Raw genomic sequence first — 20097 nt, 5'->3', positions numbered from 1 at the left:
CGCGAGAGTCTCGGGAGAGGAAGAGATGGTGATGCAACCGGCTTCGGACCGCGCCGCGCTGGCGGCGATGGGGCGCGTGCTGGGGCCGGATATCCTGGCCCGGGTCCACGCGCTCTATCGCGACGAGCAGGACCGGCATGCCGCGGCGCACCCCGTCTCGGTGGCCGACCTGTCCTATGGCGACGATCCGCGCCAGACGCTCGACCTCTACGCACCGCCAGGAGGGGGCGCCGCCGCGCCCGTACTTCTGTGGGTGCATGGCGGCGGCTTCCTGCGCGGGGAGAAACGCAGCGCCGATCATCCGTTCAACGCCCATGCCGGGCGCTGGGCGGCGCGGAACGGCATGGTCGGGGCGGTGATGAATTACCGGCTCGCGCCCGACCATGGATGGCCGGCGGGCGGCGAGGATGTCGGGCACGCGGTCGACTGGCTGTGCGCGCATATCGCCGGGCATGGCGGCGATCCCGCGCGCATCGTCGCGGTCGGTACCTCGGCCGGCGCGGTGCATGTCGCCACGCACCTGCAATTGCGCGGCGGCGAAGGGCTGGCGGCGGCGGTGCTGCTTTCAGGCCTTTACGGGTTCACGCCGCTGGATGAACGAGACTCCCTCTATTACGGCGCGCCCGATCTTTACCCGGAACGCCGACCGCTCGATGCAGTGGTGGCGACGACGCTGCCACTGCTGGTTGCCGGCGCCGAATATGATCCGCCGCGATTCCAGGCGGAATTCCTATCGCTGCTCGCCGCCCGGCTGGAGCGCCACGGCATCATGCCGCGCGCCTTTGTCGGCTCGGGCCACAACCATTTCAGCCTCGCTTATCATCTCGGCACCACGGACACCCGGCTGTCCGACGAGATCTGCGCCTTCATCGGAGACCTCGCATGACGATCGACCGCCGTTCCTTCATCGCTGCGGCCGGGGCGACCCTGGCCTCGCCCGCGCTGGCGCAGCGCGCGCCGGCAAAGACCTTTCCAAAAGACTTTTTCTGGGGCGCCGCGACCGCGGGTCATCAGGTCGAGGGCAACAACGTCAATAGCGACGTGTGGTTTCTGGAGAATGTGAAGCCGAGCGTCTTCTCCGAACCGTCGGGGGACGCGGTCAACAGCCTCGAGCTGTGGCAGGCCGATCTCGATCTGGTGAAGGTGCTCAATCTCGGCGCCTATCGCTTCAGCCTCGAATGGGCGCGGATCGAGCCGGAGCCGGGCCTGTTCTCGATCGCCATGCTCGATCACTACAAGAGGATCATCGAGGGATGCCGGGCGCGCGGCATCCGGCCGATGGTGACGTACAACCACTACACCACCCCCTTGTGGTTCGCGAAGCAGGGCGGGTGGCTTCACCCCGACTCGCCGCAGCTCTTTGCCCGCTTCTGCGAGCGTGCCACGCGCCATCTCGGTGCCGGCATCAGCCATGCGATGACGCTCAACGAGCCCAATATCATGCGAATCCTGCGCTACGTCCTGCCGCCCTTCGTGCTCGACCTGCAGCGGGGGATGCTCGATGCCGCCGCGAAAAAGGCGAATGTCGCCAGGTTCATCGCCGGCAATGCGGTGAACGCCGAGGATGTCGATGCGATGACGGTCAATCTGATCGCCGGACACCGGCAGGCGCGCGCCGCGATCAAGGCGGTCCGTCCCGATCTGCCTGTCGGCTTCACCCTGTCGATGTTCGATGACGAGGCGGTTGGCCCCGTCGCCAAACGCGATGCTGCCCGCAAGGAACTCTATGCCGCCTGGCTAGAGGTGGCGCGCGAGGACGACTTCATGGGCGTGCAGAATTACGAGCGCGTGCTGTGGGGGCCGGAGGGCCGCCTGCCGCCGGCCAGGGACGCGACGGTCAACGCGATGGGCGGCGAGATCTACGCGCCCTCGCTCGCCAACGCGGTGCGTTATGCCTCTTCGCAGATCGGCAAGCCGATCATCGTCACCGAGCATGGCGTGTCGACTGACGACGACACGATCCGCGCCCGCCTGATCCCCTCCGCGCTGGCCGAACTGCACAAGGCGATGGGCGAGGGCGTGCCGGTGCTGGGCTATATCCACTGGTCGCTGCTCGACAATTTCGAATGGATCTCGGGCTATAAGCAGCATCTCGGTCTGGTGGCGGTCGACCGCACGACCTTCAAGCGCACGCCGAAGCCGAGCGCTGGCGTGCTCGCCGCCATCGCTCGCTGGAACGCGCTGTGAAACGCGGCCTGCTGGCCGTTTCGCTCGCCGCGCTGGCCATTGCCGGCGCCGCTTCGGCGCAGGACGCACCCGCCCCGACCAGCGACGCGCTGGCGGAGGGCTTTCGCGATCCGCCGGTCAGCGCCCGTCCGCGCGTCTGGTGGCACTGGCTGAACGGCAACATCACCGAGGACGGGATCACGCGCGACCTCGAATGGATGAAGCGCGTCGGCCTGGGCGGCGTGCAGACCTTCGATGCCTCGCTCGGCACGCCGCAGGTGGTGAAAGACCGCATCGCCTATATGACCCCGGCGTGGAAGGCGGCTTTCGCGCATGCCGCAACCACGGCGGACCGGCTGGGCCTGGAACTGGCGATTGCCGCTTCGCCCGGCTGGAGCGAAACCGGCGGGCCATGGGTGCCGCCCGCCGACGCGATGAAGAAGCTGGTGTGGAGCGAGACCGAGATCGTCGGCGGCAAACCGTTTCGCGGGCGCCTGTCCGCGCCACCCGGCGTCACCGGACCTTATGGGTCGACACCCTTCTTCGATCCGCTCGCGGCCTTTACCGGCGAGAAGGCGAGCGCTGTACCCCAGGCATCGGGTGAAATCGCGGTGCTTGCCTGGCCGGTCGCGGCACCTGGTGCCGCACTTCCCCGCGCCACCAGCCAAGCCGGCGATACGCTCGACGTAGCGGCGCTTTCCGACGCACGCGAGGAAACGAGTGTCGCGATTCCGCGCGGCGCGGCCGGTGCCGTTCCGGCGATCACTTTCGCCTATCCGGCGGCGCAGACCGTTCGGTCGGTGACGCTGTTCGTGCCCAATGCCGTCCCGCCGTTCGGCGACCCGGAATTCCTGCCGGTGCTGGAGGCGGAGACCGGCGCGGGGTGGCGCCCGGTGGCGAAGCTCCCGCTCGGGAATGTCCCGACGACATCGGCGTTCGCGCCGGTGACGGCGACACGTTTCCGCGTCGTCTTTGCGCCCAATGACGGCCCGAAACAGGTCGGCCTCGCCGCCCCGGCGCCGGGCGCGGTGGTGGGCGGAGTCTTCCCGACCGGACCGGCGTCGCAGAACGTGCAGATCGGCACGTTGCGATTGACCGGCGATGCGCGGATCAACCGGTTCGAGGCCAAGGCGGGCTTCGCCACGGTGCCCGATTATTATGCGCTCGGCGGCGACGCGCCGGAGCTGGACGGCATTGCACCGGACAAGGTCGTCGACCTTACCGGCCGGATGCGCCCCGACGGCACGCTCGACTGGACGCCGCCACCGGGCCGCTGGCGCGTGGCGCGGCTTGGCTGGTCGCTGCTCGGCACGACCAATCACCCCGCCTCGCCCGAAGCGACCGGGCTGGAGGTCGACAAATATGATGGCGGGGCGGTGCGCCGCTACATCACCACCTATCTCGACACCTATGGCGCCGCGATCGGGCCGGACGGCAAGGGTGTCGACGCGCTGCTGACCGACAGCATCGAATCCGGCGATGCGAACTGGACGCCGCAGCTGCTCGATCGCTTCAAGGCGTTGCGCGGCTATGATGCCCGGCCCTGGCTTCCTGCGTTGACCGGCGCGGTGATCGGGTCGCGCGCGAAGAGCGACGCGTTCCTTTACGATTATCGCCGCACGCTCGCCGACCTGCTCGCCAGCGAGCATTACGGCACCATTGCTACGGTGGCGCATGAGCGCGGCCTGAAGCTCTATGGCGAAGCGCTCGAAAACGGCCGGCCGCAGCTTGGCGACGACATGGCGATGCGCGCGCATACCGATGTGCCGATGGCAGCAATGTGGGCGTTCGGAAAGGACGGCGCGCCGCGCCCGACCCTGGTCGGCGACATCATGGGCGCGGCCTCGGTCGCGCATGTCTATGGCCAGAATCTGGTCGCGGCGGAATCCTTCACCGCCTCCTTCTCGCCCTGGGCGTTCGCCCCGGCCGATCTGCGCCGCGTGGCCGATCTGGAATTCGCACTGGGCGTCAACCGGCCGGTGATCCATACCTCGGTGATGTCGCCGATGGACGACAAGGAGCCGGGGCTGAGCCTCGCGATCTTCGGGCAATATTTCAATCGCCACGAAAGCTGGGCCGAGATGGCGCGGCCCTGGGTCGATTACCTCGCCCGGTCGAGCTTTCTGCTCCAGCAGGGGCGGCATGTCGCCGACATCGCCTATTTCTACGGCGAGGAGGCGCCGCTGACCGCGCTGTTCGCGGATCGCGCGCCCGCCGATCTGCCGGTCGGTCGCGGGGTGGATTTCGTCAATGCCGATGTTCTTGCCGGCAAGTTGCGGGTCGAGGGCGGCGACCTCGTCGCGGCGCGCGGGGCGCGCTATCGGGCGCTCTATCTCGGCGGCAGCAGCCAGCGCATGACCCTGGCGACGCTGCGACGCATCGCGGCGCTGGTCGAAGCCGGCGCGACACTGGTCGGCGACGCGCCGACAGGCTCGCCGTCGCTCGATGACGATAAGGCTGAAACGGCCGCATTGATCAAGCGGCTCTGGCCCGGCGGCGGCGAGGCGCGAGTGGGGCAGGGCCGCGTCATCACCGGCCGAGATCCCGGCGCGGCGCTCGACCGGGCGGGGATCGGCTCCGATTTCACCTATGCCGGCGCCAACGGCACCGACCTGCTGTTCCAGCATCGCGCGCTGTCCGAGGGCGACATCTATTTCCTCGACAACCGCACGCAGCGCGAGATGCGGATCGACGCCCGGTTTCGCGTGACCGGCAAGGCGCCCGATATCTGGCACGCCGACACTGGCAAGGCCGAACCTTTGTCCTTCCGGACCAGTGGCAACCAGACGATCGTGCCGCTGACCATCGCGCCGGAGGAATCGCTGTTCGTGGTATTCCGCCGCCCTGCATCAGGCGGCGGTGCGACGATCGCGCCACCGGTCCTGCGCACCATCGCGACTGCGACCGATCCATGGAAGGTCGCTTTCCAGACGAAGCGCGGCGCGCCAGCGGGTACGGTTCTCGAAAAACTGGCGCCGCTCAATGAGCAGGCCGATCCCGGCATCCGCTATTTTTCCGGCGTGGCGACCTATGAGAGCAGCGTCGTCCTGCCGCGTACCGTCGGAAAAGGCCGGTTGTGGCTCGATCTCGGCAAGCTGGGGGACGTCGCGGAGGTGCGGGTCAACGGAACGCCGGTCGGCACCGTCTGGCAGGCGCCCTACCGGGTCGACGTCACCGCAGCCGCGCGCGCCGGCAGGAATCAACTCGAGATTCGCGTCGCCAACCTTTGGGTGAACCGCCTGATCGGTGACGTCCAGCCGGGCGCCACCAAGGTCACCTTCACCGCCGCGCCGACCTATCAGCCCGACGCGCCGCTGCGGCCATCCGGGTTGATCGGGCCCGTCACCATCCTGACCGAAACGAAGGGAACGCCATGAACTTTCTCGCCAAGGCCGTCGCCGTCCTTCTCGCTATCGTGCCGCTTGCCGCTGGTGCTCAGCCGCGCTTCGAGCTTGCGCGGATCGCGACGCCCGACCAGCCGGGTGCGATCCCGCTTTATCCCGCCGGATCGCTGCCCGCCGGAACCACGACCGAGCGCTGGGGCCGCCTCACCGCGCAACTCGATCCCGCCACGCGGATGGACGGGCGGATTGCCCGGAACGTCACCGTGCCGACCATCGTCCCCGTATTGCCCGCGCCGGGCAAGGCGACGGGCGCCGCCGTGATCGTCGCGCCTGGCGGGGCGTTCCTGTCGCTGTCGATGGACACGGAGGGATATGACGTTGCGCAGCGCCTGGCCGATCGTGGCATCGCGGCGTTCGTGCTCAAATATCGCACCAATCCGGTCCCGGACGACGAGCAGGCCTTCATGCAGACCGTCGGCCAGGTGATGGGCGAGGCGGCGCGGCCCGGCGGATCGCAATCCATCAGCGATCCCTTCGCGCCCGCCGATGCACTACAGGCGCTGCGGTTGATCCGCAGCCGCGCCGCTGAATGGCATATCGACCCCGCCCGGGTCGGCATGATCGGCTTTTCCGCCGGCGCGATGACCGCGCTGCAAGCGGTATTGACCGGTACCCCGGCCGATCGCCCGGCGTTCATCGGTTATATCTATGGCCCGATGTCGACCATCGCGGTGCCGGCCGGCGCGCCGCCGATGTTCGCCGCGATCGCGATGGACGACGGGCTGTTCTCACGCCAGGGCTTCGGCATCGTCGAGGCATGGCGCTCCGCGCGCGTGCCGGTGGAGCTTCACGCCTATGAACGCGGCGACCATGGCTTCGGTGCTGGGCGGCCCGGGACGACCACCGTGCAGGTCCTTCCGGAATTCGTGACCTGGCTTCAGGCACGCGGGCTGCTCGGCACGCAACGATGAACCAGGCGGTCCGACGCTATGTTGCGGTCGAGGCAGCGGTCGGCGCCGTGATCAACGGGCTGCTCAGCCTGGCCTTCTGCTTCCTGCTTTTCGGTGGCCAGAGCCATGTGCCGGTGGGCGGCACCGGCGGCTTGATCCTCGACGCCGTGCCGCAAGGCGTGATGATCGCGCTGATGTCAGCGGTCGTGCCGACGCTGATCACGCACAGGCGCCTGGCGCGGGGTGGCTTGCCGGGCCTTGTCGACGAGCCACCCTCACGCCGCAACGGCCTGCGCCGTGCGCTGCTGATCGCCGGCGCGGCTGCATCGCTGTCGTTCCTGATCAATGCCGCTTTTCTGTCGATCGGCCCGTCGGTCTGGCCGTTCGGCACCGTGGCCATCGCCAAGACGCTATATGGCGCCCTGCTCGGGGCGATCGTGTCGGCCGTGGCGACTAGAGCAGCTTGCAGTACATCAGAGCCACCAACACCCGTTCGTCCTGAGTAGCCGTCGAGTAGCCGCGTAGCGACGTGTTCGATTCAAAGTTCCATCCCGTCATGCCACCGTCCCCGGATGCAGGACCGCAGCATGGAACCACCTCCCGCCGGACAGTCGAGTCGACTGAATCGACGCGCCCTGTCTGGCGATGAGCTGCGCCCTGTTATCGCTGCCTGCCCGCCCTGTTCCGCAGGAACAGGGCAAACGCCCAATAAAGACCTGAAATCTCCCGGAAATATCTCCAACAAAGTTGGAGGTAACAGGGCGAGAGAAAAATCGCCGCCCTGTTCCTCCCCGTTATGCCTTGGCGGGCCCGAGCAGCTCGCGCCCGCCGACGATCGTGCGCTGCGTCTTCGCCTGGGGGGATCGCCTCGGGCGCGATGGCGATGGGATCGGCGTCGAGCACGGTGAGGTCGGCGATAGCCCGGGCGGAAGACATCGATCCGCTCGACGCGCGCGATGAATCGCGGCAAGGTCAGGCGATGGGAAATCGCGAGGACGGGCTGGCGGCATTGCTGTCCAAGGCGGAGGGCAACCCGGCGGCGATGATGCAGCTGGCGAACCTGATGCGCAAAACCGGTCAGGTCGAGCAGGCGGTTGCCTTGTGCCGCAGGACATTGGCGCTGGTGCCGGACGACGCGGAGCTGGCGGCACGCGCGCGCGCCCTGCTGAGTGGAGACGTGCCGAACTGGCACTTCACGATCGTGGCGGATGCGGCGCGCAACGCGGCGTATGACGCCGCGCTGCGCCGGGCGATCAGACCCGGGATGCGCGTGCTGGAAATCGGCACCGGCACCGGCATTCTCGCGATGATGGCGGCGCGCGCCGGTGCCGCCGAAGTGGTCAGCTGCGAAATGAATCCCATGGTCGCCCATGCCGCGCGCGGCATCGTCGACGCCAATGGCTATGGGGATGTGGTGCGCATCTTTTCCGGCCATTCGGACAAGCTCACTCTGGACGAGCTGGGCGGGCACGCTGACCTTCTGGTGTCGGAGATCGTCAGCAACAATCTGCTGGGCGAGGATGTGCTGCCAGCGCATGAAAAGGCGATGCGCGACCTGATGAGGCCCGGGGCGCAGGCGATCCCCGCGCGCGGCCGGGTGCGCGTGGCGCTGGCGGAGGATGTTCGCGGCGAGACCGGGCGGATGCACATGGTCGACGGCTTCGACCTGTCGCTCTTCAACGATCTGCGTGCGCCTGCTCGGGCGCGTTCGGTCGGCAGCGACCGGATAGAATTGCGCAGCGAGCCCAGCGATCTTTTCGACTTCGATCTCGGTTCCGGGAGCTTCTGTACGCCGGCGAGAGCCACGACGCGCGTGCGCGCGGCGGGCGGGCGCGTCAACGGCGTCGCGCAATGGATCGCGCTCGATATGGACGACGACACGCAGTACGAGAACCGGCCCATGCCTGGCGCCACCTCCTGCTGGGACATGATGTTGCATGCCTTGCCGATGATCGACACCGCGCCTGGGCAGGCGATGACGATCGCCGGATCGCACGACCGTCACAACCTCGCCATCTGGATCGACCGGCCGTAACGACGGGGGTTATTCGTTTCCACGTTCGACCCAGCGGATGAACTGCCCGACATGGACGGCGCGATCCAGTGCCAGGCGGTAGACGGTCATGTGCTTCTCCGCGGCGCGCGCGTCGCCGGGCCAGCCGGCGATCAGCTGCTTCAGGCGCGGCATGTCCACCAGCCGGCTGGCCAGCGGGGAGGCCTCGAGCCGCTCGACCGCCGCTTCGATCAGCGGCCGGCGCGCATTCAGGGATTCGAACCAGTTGGGTGATTGCTCGCCCTTCCTGGTTTCGTCGAGAATCTCGCGCGGCAGGCGATCGGCAAACAGCTGGCGCGCATACCAGCGGGGCACGCCGTCGCGCAGGAACAGGGTTTCGGGAATGGTGAGGGAAAATTCTATCAGCTCGCGATCGCCATAGGGATCGCGCGTTTCGAGGCTGTTGCCCTGCATCGCGAGGTGATCGCGGGAAATCTGGAGCTGGTCGAAGATCTGATGCGCGCGCAGCTGGGCGCTGGTGCCGCGCGTGCTGTAGGTGGGATCGAACCCGTCGTCCCGCCATTGTCCGGGCAGGTCGAGCGACTGGACGATATCGGGGTTGAGCAGGCTGAACCGGCTGACGTCCTCCGGCTCGCGCCCGCGCAGGCGCTGGAAGACGCGGTGCAGGCCGGGCGGCAGCAGCGGGACCAGCCCCTGCCGCACCACGGTGCGCGGCAGGCTGTCACCGGCGCCTCGCGCCAGCGCGCGCGCCTGTCGCGCCAATTCCAGCCAGCGCCCTTGCCGCGCCAGTGACGACAGGCAAAACCGTCCATCCCAGCTGAACGTCAGATTGCCCATGGTCCCCGTCAGCGCCACACGGTGGCCGTGCCGGACGAGCGTATCCTGGATGCCGCTGAACCAACCGAGATTGTCCACGTTGCGGCAGGGCATGGGCATGACGGTCTGGAAGAAGCGCGTGGGATCGGCCTGCATCGGATGGGCGGCCTGCGGCGCTACCAGCGTCAGGCGCAGCGCCGGATGCAGGCGCTCCAGCGCCCTGACCTTGTCGCTTTCGTCGAGGTACCGGTGGTCGCGCACCGACCGGTCGAGCCCCGGCGATGGAACCCCGCAATAGCAATCGAGCTCCGCCGACCCGAGGCGGGCGGCGGTGGCGGCCACCGCGCTGGAGTCGAAGCCGCCGCTGACGCAGATCGCCACGCGCGGCGTGTCGCGCAGAACGCGTGCGACTGCGCGGTCGATCAATTCGCGCCCGCGCGCGATATAGTCTTCGTCGCGCTTGAAGGGGGGCGCTGCGTCCAGCCGTGGACTCCAGTAATGCCGCTGGGCAATGCCCCCAGGCGTGATGCGCACCACGGTGCGCGACGGCACCCGGCAGATGCCGCGATAGAATGTCGCCTCGCGTTCGCGGTGATTGAGCGCCAGGAAGTTTGCCAGCAGCCGCTCGTCGAGGTCGCATGGCACATCGGGCAAGGCCAGCAGCGTCCCCAGATGCGAGGCAAAGGCCACGAAGCCCTTGCCCGCATGGTAGAAAAGGGCGCGCCCGCCGGTGCAGTCGCGGGCAAGGGTCAGCGTTCGGTCGGCTTCATCCCAGTGCGCCATGGCAAATACACCGAGCAGCTGCGCGAGCCCGGCGTCGCCGCGCTGCTCGAAGATCGCGCGCATGCAGGCCGCTTCGCCGCCGCGCGACGACACACCGGCTGCGGCAGCGATATCGCCGAGATTGTCGAGCCGGCTGTCCGCCGCGAACAGCGCTCCTGTCCGCGGCTCACCCGCTGACGCGACCTGAGCGAAAACGGCATGCGCCGCGCGCTGGAAATGCACTCGCCCGCGCTGTCGCTGACCGAGGGCAGAGGCGAGCGCCGCTTCCTGCCGGTCGGAGATGGATGCGCCGTCAAATCGAATCAGGCCGGCAAAGTTCGTCATGCAGGTTCCGGCAAGCCCCTAGCGCTGGCCCGCAAACGACACCCAGCGCGGCGACCATGGTGAACAGCCCGAAGGGCCGATGACGACCTCGGGCGACCTGGTCAGGTTCGAAATGTCCGACAGGGCAGTATTGCAGCGACCCTAGGAACCGGAAGAGGCGTACATATCAGCGCCGTTATTGAAGATTCCCTGCGTCGCCACGAACTCGGTGGTGACAGCATATGGCGTTTGCCATGGCGCGCGGGCGGGCACTTCGATCCTGCCTGCTTCTTCTTTTTCAACAGCCTGCATAATGCTCCTTATGTCGCGTGTTCACGCAATCAGATCCAGCGGGCTGAAATAGATTGGCCAGACGAACCGCCATCGCCTGCCTTTTGTCGTGCCATCTTCGTACCATGCGCATCCGGCCCGAACAATCGCTGAGTCAGGTCCGCAACACCGCGCCCTGTCGGATGAGGGTGTCCAGGAACGCCTGAGTCTCGGCACGGCAGATTTCGGGCGTCACGTCGAAATCCCGGACCAGTATCGCACACAGCGTTTCCAGCTCATGCGGCCCGGCCAGCAGGTCCCAGATTCGCGCGCCCATCGCATTGAGACCCACATAGGTGCCGGTCTCCACGCTCATCATCACGGTTTCGCCGTTCGCCTCGGCGCAGATCCATTCGCCTGGCTCGCGTGTCATCATCATCAGGATTGCCCGACCTTCCGGTGTGGCGGAGGAGAGTAGGTCAGGTCATAGCCGATGGTCGCCATCATCGGCCCGTGCGCCAATTCGATATCGCGCGTCTGGTGAGGGGTCAATTCGTCCCGCCATGCGCCGGCCTGGCCGCGTCTGAAGAAGGTGGTGGCGTTGCGTGCCGTCTCGCGAAACCCGGTTCGCGACTCCAGCGCCTGCAGCGAGGCGAAATTCGCCATCCGGACGGCGCGTTCCACCTGCTCTTGTGTGACCGTACGTCCGGCGAACGCCATTGCGTCGCGCAGAATGCGCGCGGTGTCCTGCCGAAGATCTTCGAACCGGACCAGGTGCAGCGCGATGTCGCGCTGGCCCAGCCAGCCAGCGACATGATCGCTCCAGCGACCCAATTGTTGATACAGGTGGCGCGCCAGGCCGCCAGGCCTGTCGCCGAAGGCGGCGTCCGGACTGTCGAGAAACGCGATGGCCTCGTCGAGGCCGATCTGCTTGTGATCCGCCAGCGACGGCGCCACGTCGCGTGGGTCGCGGACGATGAGGATGGCGCCCTTCGCCCCGCGCGCGCCAGCGAGCAGTGGCTCGCCCTGCGGTGTGAGCGAATAGGCGTCGTGCGTCTTGACGAAGTGCGTCGCGAGCGGGGTGTCGTGATCGCCCATGTCAGGATCGGGGCGCTCGTGAATCCGCGGCCGCAGATATTCGATTTCGCCGCGGGTCAGGATACCGGAATCGATCAAGGTCGCGTCCTCGAACGGCGCGCGTGCGCTGGCGATGGGTGTGCCCAGGCGATTGATGTCGAGCGTGTCGCCGGGTTCGAGATCGAGGCAGTGGATGAGGATGCGAAACCAGGTGTTGCCCGACTTGGGATAGGACGCCAGCCAGACCCGGTTGGTCACGCGAGCAGCCCGTGTTCGCGCCAATGCCGCTCCAGTCCGCCGACAATGTCCGAGATGCCCGCAAAGTGTTTCTGGCGGGTAAGCAGGAAGACGCCCGCACTTTTGGAGATTGCCATCGCGGACTGGAGATAGAGCGATTTCTGATTCATCGCCGCGACCAGGAAGGGACGATAGGCATTGGCGATGATAGCGTGCGCGGCGTCCGCGATGTTGAGTCTTGCGATGCCGCTCTGCCGCGACGGTTCCGCTTCACGGAGCATGTAAACCGCGCCGATCGGCAGGGTTTCGCCGATCGAGGATCGCGGCGTGACATAATGTTTGGACAGGCCGTTACGCACCGGAGCCCCAAGGCGGTCGGTCAATCCCAGCGCATCGGCGGCCTCTTGCCAGAGCTTCAGCTGCCGGCCGTCGCTGTGGGTGACCGGCACGTCCTCGCCATCGCGCCCGATGACGCTGATATCGTCGTTGAGCAGCGGATAGCCGATAGTGCCGAGTGCCGCCGCCATGGTGGACTTGCCCGCCCCGGACGCCCCGCAAAACAGCACGGCCTTTCCGCCGACATTGACCGCGCTGGCATGCAGCACGGTCTGCCGGCGCTGGTGCAGCAGAATGCCGAACACCGTCCCGGTCACGAAAACGGCGATGTCGGAAGTCCGTTCCTGATCGCAGGGTTCGAACATGATGTCGCGTCCCTCCAGCAGCAGGAAGCGCGCGACGCCGGGTACGCGCAACAGGAAATGATCCCCGGCGATCTCCCAGGTAGGACCGACAGCGTCGGCACGCGGCAATGTCGGCGGTACCGATCCGCGCCGGATATGAATATCCGCCGCGGACGCGCTTGCCGTCACGGGTGTCATTTGCGGTAACGGAAGATCGCTGCCAACCGCCAGCCCCGCAATCCTGAAATACTGCACGGCGGTCTTCTTTGCTGATCTGGGGGCGAACCCTTGTCGAATAGCGTGGGCGTGTCGCGGCGGATAGCCACGCTCATGCTGTGCATTGATTCTTCGAACGCGATACCGGGTCTGCAAGTCCCGATTGCTCTTGTCATATGGCATTCGCTATATACAAACGGCCTGTCAGCGATATATGTCAGCCTGGCTTAGGGGCGAACGGGCGTCTAGGTCCGGTTGATATCCGATGGGGAGCGAAATGCCTTTAGTGGCCACCATGGCAGCACCCGCCTTCGACGTGGTCGCGGATTGGGAAAAGCTACCTCAGGGCATGTCGCATCGCGATGTCACTGGGGTAGCGGTGGATTCGCGGGACCGCGTCTATCTGTTTGCGCGCTTTCCGCACCGTATCATCGTATGCGAACGCGACGGCACCTTCATTCGCAGCTGGGGTGACGACATCTTTTCGATGGCGCATGGCCTGACGATCGGCCCGGATGATCGGGTCTATTGCGTCGACAATGGCGACCATAGCATCCGGGTCTTCACGCTCGACGGCACGCCGATCATGACGTTGGGCGTGCCTGGTCGTGCTTCCGATACAGGATACGACCCCAAGCCACCCTATGAGGTCCATGCCTGCGAATGCATCCGCTACCCGGGCGGACCGTTCAATCGTTGCACCAACCTGGCGGTCTCCCCGAATGGAGAGCTTTTCGTCGCGGACGGATACGGCAATTGCCGGGTGCACCGCTTCACTTCGGGCGGCGATCTTATTCAGTCCTGGGGCGAGATCGGTACGGGCCCCGGCGAATTCCATCTGCCGCATGGCATTGCTTGCGACGCAGATGGTCGCGTGCTGGTCTGCGACCGCGAGAACGACCGAATCCAGATCTTTTCGCCCGATGGCGCGTATCTCGATCAGTGGACCGATATCCAGCGGCCGTGCGACCTCGCCATCGATTCCGAGGGTCTCGTCTATGTCGCCGAACTCTGGCGGCCCAAGGGGAAAAAAAGCTTCGTTCACGGCGAAATGCAGGAAGATCACCCAGGCCGCGTGAGCGTCCTTGCCCCCGATGGTCGTGTCCTTGATCGCTGGGGTGGTTCGTCCCAGGCGCGTCACACGCCCGGCAATTTCATCGCGCCGCACGGCATCGCCGTCGATAGCCATGGCGACGTCTATGTCGCGGAAGTGCCCTATAGTTTCGCCATCCGTCCAGGCTGGATTCCCGAGGCTCATGGCGACCACCAGATCCAGAAATTCGTCCGCCGGAAATGATCCGGCGAGACCGCCAAAGGAGAGATGTAAAATGCGGCGTTCCACCGATCATATCCTGACGACTCATGGCGGCAATCTGCCGCGCCCGGCTGACCTGGATGCCTTGCTCGCAGATGCCGACACCAATCGGACCGCGATCCAGACACGGCTGCCGGTGGCCGTGCGCGAAGTCGTCGAGAAGCAGATCGAATGCGGCGTCGATATCATCAATGACGGTGAATATGTGAAGGCCGCCAACATGGGCAGCTACACCAGCTACATCGCCGCGCGCGTGACCGGCTGGGAGACACTCCCGCGCGACGCTGATACGCCCTCGAAGCGCGCCGGCCCGGGCGAGCGTGACCGGCTCGACTTTCCGGGTTTCTACGAGTCCGGCCTGTGGTTCGCCGGCGCCGGCGGGCCGGTCCGTCCCGGTTTCATGACGCCCGGCAACAAGCCGCAAAAACCGACCAAGGAAAAGGTCTGCACCGGCCCCCTGACTTATATCGGCCATGCCGAGATCGCGAAGGACATCGACGCGCTCAAGAGCGGACTCGCAGGCAAAAGCGATGTCGATGGCTTCATCGCGGCATTGGGGCCGCTCAGCGCCGGCGCCGGCGCGCGAAACGCCCATTACCGCGACGAGCGTGACTATATGATGGCGGTCGCCGAAGCGATGCGCCAGGAGTATAAGGCAGTCACCGATGCAGGGCTGATCGTCCAGATCGATGAGCCGGAATTCGCGACAAGCTGGATGTTCTACCCGGAATGGTCGGTCGAGCAGTATCGCGACTATCTCGAATTCGCGGTTGAAGTGATCAACCATGCGCTCGAAGGTCTGCCGGAGGAGCAGGTTCGCTTTCACATGTGCTGGGGCAGTGGTCATCGCCCACATGTCCATGACATCGAATTCAAGAATATCGTCGATCTCATGCTCAAGGTGAACGCCCAGTGTTACACCTTCGAAGCCAGCAACGTCCGACATGCGCATGAATGGCGCGTCTGGGAGGATGTCAAACTTCCCACGGGCAAGATCATCTGCCCCGGCGTGGTCGGTCATATGACCGATCTCGTCGAGCATCCCGAACTCGTCGCCGAGCGGCTGGTCAATGTCGCCAAGCTCGTCGGCATGGAGAATATTCAGGGCGGCACCGACTGCGGAATCGGCTCGCGCGTCGGGCATCCCGAGGTCGTGTGGGCGAAGCTGTCCGCGATGGCCGAGGGCGCTGCGATCGCGACAAAGAAGCTCAAGGGTTGAGACAATCACGGTGCGGCAGGGCTTGCCGCACCGCCCGACCCCAGGCGAGAGAACCGCACGCCGGATGCGACGACGTTTCGGCCTGAAATCAGGCCGAATCAAATCCGATACGCCATGTTCTCACGCACGAGACTGACAAGATAGAGATGGCCTTGCTCGGCGGCATATCCGCGGTCGTGGAGGGGGCCGGCCATCCCGTGAAGGGCTTTGGCCATTGCGCAATCATGTGTCGGCATCTCGCCGGCACATGGCATAAGCCAGCCAGGTTAGTGAAGTTTCGTCACTTTTCATGCTTCGGCGGTATCAATCGTTCGAGCACAAAGAATTGGACGCAGGGTGTCCAGGGCAACACTCTGCTAGTCAAATCATAGTCAAAACGATGAATGGAGAGCGATGCAGGTCGCAAGCTTTGGTCGCGCCGCGATAGGCCGACCTGCCCTGATTCACGCCAGAGGTGCGGCGCAGCGTCTCGCCGAGGCTGCACCCCTGTCGCGGGAGGCATTGTGCGCAATGTCGCATGAGCCATCCGCGCCGTGCATCGTCGGCAGGAGAGGGCAGCGCGCATGATCGAGCTGGGAATGGCCGCGTCGGCACCGCTGAATGCCGTTGAGCAGCTGCGAAACGGGCTTCGCAGGCTGGGTAAAGCCGCCGCGGTGGTGACATGCTGGCACGAGGGGAAGCGCTGGGCGGTGAGCGCGACCGCGGTGAGCGAACTCAGCATGGATCCGCCATTGCTGCTCATTTGCGTCGACAGAAGTGCTGGCCTTTGTGCGCCGCTCGTGGCGGGACTTAATTTCTGCGTCAACATCCTGCGCGCCGATCAACGCAGCGTGTCGCTGGCATGCGGTGGCGACGCTAAAGGCGAGGCGCGGTTCAGCGAGGGGCAATGGGGCTCGGGAGCGTGCGGGTCGCCTTATCTGCGCGAGGCGCAGGCCAATTTCTTCTGCGAATACGAAACCCATTTCGATTTTGGCAGCCACGCCGTCGTCATCGGCGCGGTGCGAGAAGCGGACTCGTGGGGCGAGCCTGATCCGCTGATTTATGTCGATGGCGACTATGCAGGCGTGGTCAGGTTTTGATCGGGCAGCACAGAATATAATGGACGATACCCAAGCCCTTCTCGTGCAAATCGAGCACGCCTGCCGGCGCCTGAAGATGGCGCAGTCGACTTTCGGTCGGCTGGCCGTCAACGACGGCAAACTGGTCTCCCGGCTGCAGGAGGGTGGCCGCGTAACCGTCCAGACGGTGGAGCGCGTGCATCGTTTCATCGAAAATCAGAACGGCGCTTCGGCAAGCGCGTTGCGCGCGGGGATCAAGGGCCTTCGCGCCGAGGTCCGGCCCGAGCACAATTTTCGTTTCTATGACAACCGCCAGAAATATCTGATGTTCGTCAACACGACGAACGAGAAACAGATCATCGCGGATCGCGCGGTCCGCGAGCTTTCGGACACCCAGCCCGTTCCACCCGCCATCCGCCTGTTCGACGGTGGCGCGGGCGACGGCACCGCCCTGGCGCGCATGCTGCGCGGGCTTCATCGCCGTCACCCCTGGGTACCCTTTTATGTCGTCGCCAAGGAGATCAGCATGGAGAATATCCGTCTGACTCTCGAGAAGATGCCCGATCGGCTGCGCGAGCATCCCGGCACCGTCCTGGTGCTCACCAATCTAAAATATGCCGAAGCGCCGACGCTCCAGCCCGACACGCCAGCCGGCGCGAGCGCGATGGTGTGGCATGAAGTCGGCCTGGATGGAACGTCGGCGGGCCAGTTCGAAGAGCAGATCCAGCAGCTCGATCCGTTTCTCGCCAGGCACTGGCAGGCGAGCATCGCGCCGAGCGGCAATCCGATGTACAAGACGCCGACGGTGCTCGTGCTGTATCGGAGCGACCATCATTTCATGCTCGATCCGATCATCCCGCGCCGCGGCTATGCCCAGGCCGATTTCGATTTCGTGCTCCTGTCGCAGCCCTATCGCGCCCACGCGCCGCTTGAATTCAAGACCTCGCGGGTGGTGACGCCCCTGGTCAAGGCGCTTCGCGCGAACGGTAGACTGATGGGAGTCCATAGCCACGGCAACGATCCCGGGCTGGAGATCATCCGCGCGATCTGGCCGAACGAGAATCCGTTCCAGACCAGCCGCCAGGCGATCATGGACGCGGTCAGAAGCGAATTGGGTTCTTCTGCGCGCGACTATCATTTCCAGGCATTGTCCGATGAGGAGGCGCTATTTCGCTACGACATTCGGACGCTGCCGACCGAGATCGACGAGCACACGCCGATCGGCAGCTCGACCTTGTTCGCGGCGTGGAACGCGGCCAGTTACGTTGCTCAGATCGAGGACGGGCGGTTCGCCAAGGCGATCTCCAACGACCAGTATCTCCAGGCGACGCGTGAAGTGCTGCAGCGCCACCAGGGACTGTGGTTCAATGACGAGATCTATCTGATCTCGCGCCGCGCGCGGCTCAACTAGGCGGTGTTGGCCGACAGGAACGCCTTCAGGTCGGCCTGCGGCCTCGCACCGACATGCCCGATGACTTCAGCCGCGGCCGCACAGCCGAGGCGCCCGCATTCTTCAAGCGCCAGTCCGTGGCTGAGGCCGTACAGGACGCCTGCCGCGTAGAGATCGCCCGCGCCGGTTGTATCCACGACGGTGGCCACGCCCGCTGCCGGGACCTCGACCATGCCGTTCCCATCGATCAGCAATGCCCCGGCAGCGCCCCGGGTTACCGTGACGATCTCGACATGCTGCGCGGCAATGCGCGCAGCCGCGACGACGTCGTCGACGCCATAAAGCGTGCGAATTTCATCCTCATTGGCAAAAAGGATGTCGATATGGCCGTCGATCAGGTCGAGAAATTCGTCGCGGTGGCGATGGACGCAGAAGCTGTCGGACATGGTCAGCGCTACCTTGCGGCCCGCAGCGCGGGCGAGCGATGCCGCCTTGCGGAACGCGGCCTTGGCCGGCGGCTGATCGAACAGATAGCCTTCCAGATAGATTATCCCAGCCGAGGTGACGAGCACCGGGTCGATATCGTCTTCGTCCAGCCCGACACAGGCGCCGAGAAAGGTGTTCATCGTCCGCTCGGCGTCGGGCGTCACCAGAACCAGGCACCGCGCCGTCGCAGGACCGCTGGTGGTTGCTGGAGTGGCAAACCGTACGCCGAGCGCACCAAGATCGTGGCGGTAAATGTCGCCGAGCGCATCGTCGCGCACCTTGCCGATAAAGGCACCGGTTCCGCCAAACGCTGCCACGCCGGCAATGGTATTGCCCCCCGAGCCACCCGAGATTTCGATGCCCGGGCCCATCGCTGCGTAGAGGCGTTCAGCACTGTCTTCGTCGATGAGCGCCATGCTGCCCTTCGCCATCCCTTGCTGGTCGAGGAACGCATCGCTGGCATTTGCAATGACGTCGACGATCGCGTTGCCGATGGCGAGGACGTGATATTGGGGAGGCTGCATTCTTGTCTCCTGGACAGACGAAACAGGGCATGAAGGCGCTGGATAAAGTCGATGATCGTTATATAAAGACGAACGGCGTTCAACAAGGCGCATGTGGAGACGGGGAGGGCGATGACTGGTTTGAGCGGATCACAAGGGGAGGGCGCATCGTGCCCGTTCTGTGGCGCCGCGTGGAGCGATGCGATGCTGGCCCAGTTCGACCGCTTCTCCATTCCGTCGAGCTGCGCGTGCTGCGGCGGTGCGCCCGCGCTTCATTCCACCTCCGTCCCACTGCCTGTCGAAGACCTGTGCTGCACGGCATGCGGCCGGGCGATCTACCGCGGGTTCGCCGCCAATGAAGGGTCCGTTTCTTGAAAAGCGCAGACTTCGACATCATCGATGCCCAGATCCACCAGCCCGCGCCCCCGGTGCCGTTCGGCGACGATGTGCCCGAGGGAGCGAAGCTGGCCGTCAATGTCGAATTGGCGCGCGAGGCGATGGACAGCACGGGCGTCGACGCGACATTGGTGGTCGCGGCCCTGCCCTATATCCAAGCCTGCGTGGCACGCTACCCCGGGCGATTCATCGGGGTGGAGACGTTCAGCGCGACGGGTTCGGATCTGGCTGCCGCCGTCGAGCGCGCACGCGGCGACAAGAGGCTGGCGGCGGGCCGACTGCTCGTTTCGGATTTCCGGACGACCGACTTGTCCGGCGCCTTCGCCAGCGGCGCCATGGATCCGGGCTTCGCGGCGGCCGAAGCGGTGGGGTTGCCGCTTTTCCTGTCCACGCACGGCCAGTCCGCGGCGATGCGCCCGGTGATCGAGCGGCATCCCGATTTGACGATCATCATCGATCACCTTGGCCTCAGTCAGCATCCGGTGTCGCCCCCCAGGGACGATCCCTGGGACCGCATCGATGATCTCCTTGCCCTTGCCGAGTTCGACAACGTATCGGTGAAACTGTGCGGCCTGCCGTTGCTGTCGGACCAGGCCTATCCATTCGCCGATGTGTGGCAAAATCTCCACCGGGTGATCTCCGCGTTCGGCCCCGAGCGGCTGATGTGGGCGAGCGATTACACGCGACTGCGCATGGCAAGGGCTGGCGGTCCGTTGCGTAACCGTGGTTGCCTGTACAGCGAGAGCCGGGACATGCTGCTCCACAGCGGCGAGATCGATCGAGAAGCGAAGGCCGCGATCTTCGGTGGCACAGTCAAGCGCGTGCTGGGATGGCATCCGGCAGCCGAGTGATGCCGCGCAATTGCCCCTGCGCC

General features: G+C 65.7%; 18 protein-coding genes. 12 read left to right on the top strand and 6 right to left on the bottom strand.

The window, feature by feature from the left end:
• The first annotated feature begins 31 nt into the window (after window positions 1–31).
• The 6 genes from ACZ1I2_RS16760 to ACZ1I2_RS16735 all read left to right on the top strand — a co-directional run bounded on the left by ACZ1I2_RS16760 (window position 32) and on the right by ACZ1I2_RS16735 (window position 8495).
• Window positions 32–886 carry an alpha/beta hydrolase gene (locus ACZ1I2_RS16760; RefSeq protein ID WP_465176478.1) on the top strand — a complete coding sequence of 285 codons (855 nt, stop codon included), beginning with the start codon at window positions 32–34 and terminating at the stop codon, window positions 884–886.
• The gene (locus ACZ1I2_RS16755; RefSeq protein ID WP_465176479.1) at window positions 883–2187 is read left to right on the top strand and encodes a glycoside hydrolase family 1 protein; all 1305 of its coding nucleotides are present in this window, start codon (window positions 883–885) and stop codon (window positions 2185–2187) included. Before ACZ1I2_RS16760 ends, ACZ1I2_RS16755 begins: the two co-directional genes overlap by 4 nt.
• A complete protein-coding gene (locus tag ACZ1I2_RS16750; protein WP_465176480.1) occupies window positions 2184–5543 on the top strand; it encodes a glycosyl hydrolase in 3360 nt (1119 codons plus the stop codon). The genes ACZ1I2_RS16755 and ACZ1I2_RS16750 overlap by 4 nt, the downstream gene beginning before the upstream one ends.
• Window positions 5540–6481 carry an alpha/beta hydrolase gene (locus ACZ1I2_RS16745; protein ID WP_465176481.1) on the top strand — a complete coding sequence of 314 codons (942 nt, stop codon included), beginning with the start codon at window positions 5540–5542 and terminating at the stop codon, window positions 6479–6481. The genes ACZ1I2_RS16750 and ACZ1I2_RS16745 overlap by 4 nt, the downstream gene beginning before the upstream one ends.
• A complete protein-coding gene (locus ACZ1I2_RS16740) occupies window positions 6478–6966 on the top strand; it encodes a hypothetical protein (protein WP_465176482.1) in 489 nt (162 codons plus the stop codon). The genes ACZ1I2_RS16745 and ACZ1I2_RS16740 overlap by 4 nt, the downstream gene beginning before the upstream one ends.
• A 371-nt stretch (window positions 6967–7337) precedes the next feature.
• Window positions 7338–8495, top strand: a complete 1158-nt coding sequence (locus ACZ1I2_RS16735; protein WP_465181486.1) for a 50S ribosomal protein L11 methyltransferase — start codon at window positions 7338–7340, stop codon at window positions 8493–8495.
• 9 nt (window positions 8496–8504) lie between these two features.
• On the opposite strand, the gene ACZ1I2_RS16730 is transcribed toward ACZ1I2_RS16735, so the two are convergent.
• From ACZ1I2_RS16730 to ACZ1I2_RS16710, 5 genes are all read right to left on the bottom strand, one after another.
• A complete protein-coding gene (locus ACZ1I2_RS16730) occupies window positions 8505–10397 on the bottom strand; it encodes an asparagine synthetase B family protein (RefSeq protein ID WP_465176484.1) in 1893 nt (630 codons plus the stop codon).
• A 141-nt stretch (window positions 10398–10538) separates the two neighbouring features.
• A complete protein-coding gene (locus tag ACZ1I2_RS16725; protein WP_465176485.1) occupies window positions 10539–10688 on the bottom strand; it encodes a hypothetical protein in 150 nt (49 codons plus the stop codon).
• Window positions 10689–10821: 133 nt separating this feature from the next.
• Window positions 10822–11085, bottom strand: coding sequence for a PqqD family peptide modification chaperone (locus tag ACZ1I2_RS16720; RefSeq protein ID WP_465176486.1), 264 nt, complete (start codon window positions 11083–11085; stop codon window positions 10822–10824).
• Entirely contained in the window at window positions 11085–11981 is an 897-nt protein-coding gene (locus tag ACZ1I2_RS16715; protein ID WP_465176487.1) for a sulfotransferase domain-containing protein, read from the bottom strand. Before ACZ1I2_RS16715 ends, ACZ1I2_RS16720 begins: the two co-directional genes overlap by 1 nt.
• Complete coding sequence (locus ACZ1I2_RS16710; protein WP_465181485.1) at window positions 11978–13039, bottom strand: hypothetical protein; 1062 nt, start codon at window positions 13037–13039, stop codon at window positions 11978–11980. The genes ACZ1I2_RS16715 and ACZ1I2_RS16710 overlap by 4 nt, the downstream gene beginning before the upstream one ends.
• Window positions 13040–13151: 112 nt before the next feature.
• Between ACZ1I2_RS16710 and ACZ1I2_RS16705 the strand changes: the two genes are divergently transcribed.
• The 4 genes from ACZ1I2_RS16705 to ACZ1I2_RS16690 all read left to right on the top strand — a co-directional run bounded on the left by ACZ1I2_RS16705 (window position 13152) and on the right by ACZ1I2_RS16690 (window position 17859).
• Complete coding sequence (locus ACZ1I2_RS16705; protein WP_465176489.1) at window positions 13152–14153, top strand: peptidyl-alpha-hydroxyglycine alpha-amidating lyase family protein; 1002 nt, start codon at window positions 13152–13154, stop codon at window positions 14151–14153.
• On the top strand, window positions 14113–15390 hold the full coding sequence (locus tag ACZ1I2_RS16700; RefSeq protein ID WP_465176490.1) for a cobalamin-independent methionine synthase II family protein: 1278 nt from the start codon (window positions 14113–14115) through the stop codon (window positions 15388–15390). Before ACZ1I2_RS16705 ends, ACZ1I2_RS16700 begins: the two co-directional genes overlap by 41 nt.
• 563 nt (window positions 15391–15953) lie before the next feature.
• Window positions 15954–16469 (top strand): flavin reductase family protein, encoded by a 516-nt coding sequence (locus ACZ1I2_RS16695; protein WP_465176491.1) that lies wholly within the window; start codon window positions 15954–15956, stop codon window positions 16467–16469.
• 76 nt (window positions 16470–16545) lie between these two features.
• Complete coding sequence (locus ACZ1I2_RS16690) at window positions 16546–17859, top strand: hypothetical protein (RefSeq protein ID WP_465176492.1); 1314 nt, start codon at window positions 16546–16548, stop codon at window positions 17857–17859.
• On the opposite strand, the gene ACZ1I2_RS16685 is transcribed toward ACZ1I2_RS16690, so the two are convergent.
• Window positions 17856–18848, bottom strand: a complete 993-nt coding sequence (locus tag ACZ1I2_RS16685) for an adenosine kinase (RefSeq protein ID WP_465176493.1) — start codon at window positions 18846–18848, stop codon at window positions 17856–17858. The genes ACZ1I2_RS16690 and ACZ1I2_RS16685 overlap by 4 nt on opposite strands.
• A 183-nt stretch (window positions 18849–19031) precedes the next feature.
• Between ACZ1I2_RS16685 and ACZ1I2_RS16680 the strand changes: the two genes are divergently transcribed.
• Together ACZ1I2_RS16680 and ACZ1I2_RS16675 are read left to right on the top strand one after the other, a co-directional pair.
• Window positions 19032–19202, top strand: a complete 171-nt coding sequence (locus tag ACZ1I2_RS16680) for a hypothetical protein (RefSeq protein WP_465181484.1) — start codon at window positions 19032–19034, stop codon at window positions 19200–19202.
• Window positions 19199–20074, top strand: coding sequence for an amidohydrolase family protein (locus tag ACZ1I2_RS16675; protein ID WP_465176494.1), 876 nt, complete (start codon window positions 19199–19201; stop codon window positions 20072–20074). The genes ACZ1I2_RS16680 and ACZ1I2_RS16675 overlap by 4 nt, the downstream gene beginning before the upstream one ends.
• Window positions 20075–20097 lie beyond the last annotated feature (23 nt).

Source organism: Sphingomonas sp. BL-S-29, assembly GCF_055521495.1.
Note: the sequence above shows the minus strand (reverse complement) of the source record. Positions and strands in the feature narration are given on the sequence as shown.

Coding starts and splice junctions, on each gene's coding strand:
- ACZ1I2_RS16745 (WP_465176481.1), top strand. CDS start 5,540: ATGAACTTTCTCGCCAAGGCCGTCGCCGTCCTTCTCGCTATCGTGCCG.
- ACZ1I2_RS16690 (WP_465176492.1), top strand. CDS start 16,546: ATGGCGCAGTCGACTTTCGGTCGGCTGGCCGTCAACGACGGCAAACTG.
- ACZ1I2_RS16740 (WP_465176482.1), top strand. CDS start 6,478: ATGAACCAGGCGGTCCGACGCTATGTTGCGGTCGAGGCAGCGGTCGGC.
- ACZ1I2_RS16760 (WP_465176478.1), top strand. CDS start 32: ATGCAACCGGCTTCGGACCGCGCCGCGCTGGCGGCGATGGGGCGCGTG.
- ACZ1I2_RS16710 (WP_465181485.1), bottom strand. CDS start 13,039: ATGCCATATGACAAGAGCAATCGGGACTTGCAGACCCGGTATCGCGTT.
- ACZ1I2_RS16755 (WP_465176479.1), top strand. CDS start 883: ATGACGATCGACCGCCGTTCCTTCATCGCTGCGGCCGGGGCGACCCTG.
- ACZ1I2_RS16705 (WP_465176489.1), top strand. CDS start 13,152: ATGGCAGCACCCGCCTTCGACGTGGTCGCGGATTGGGAAAAGCTACCT.
- ACZ1I2_RS16720 (WP_465176486.1), bottom strand. CDS start 11,085: ATGATGATGACACGCGAGCCAGGCGAATGGATCTGCGCCGAGGCGAAC.
- ACZ1I2_RS16700 (WP_465176490.1), top strand. CDS start 14,113: ATGGCGACCACCAGATCCAGAAATTCGTCCGCCGGAAATGATCCGGCG.
- ACZ1I2_RS16725 (WP_465176485.1), bottom strand. CDS start 10,688: ATGCAGGCTGTTGAAAAAGAAGAAGCAGGCAGGATCGAAGTGCCCGCC.
- ACZ1I2_RS16685 (WP_465176493.1), bottom strand. CDS start 18,848: ATGCAGCCTCCCCAATATCACGTCCTCGCCATCGGCAACGCGATCGTC.
- ACZ1I2_RS16695 (WP_465176491.1), top strand. CDS start 15,954: ATGATCGAGCTGGGAATGGCCGCGTCGGCACCGCTGAATGCCGTTGAG.
- ACZ1I2_RS16730 (WP_465176484.1), bottom strand. CDS start 10,397: ATGACGAACTTTGCCGGCCTGATTCGATTTGACGGCGCATCCATCTCC.
- ACZ1I2_RS16680 (WP_465181484.1), top strand. CDS start 19,032: ATGCTGGCCCAGTTCGACCGCTTCTCCATTCCGTCGAGCTGCGCGTGC.
- ACZ1I2_RS16735 (WP_465181486.1), top strand. CDS start 7,338: ATGGCGATGGGATCGGCGTCGAGCACGGTGAGGTCGGCGATAGCCCGG.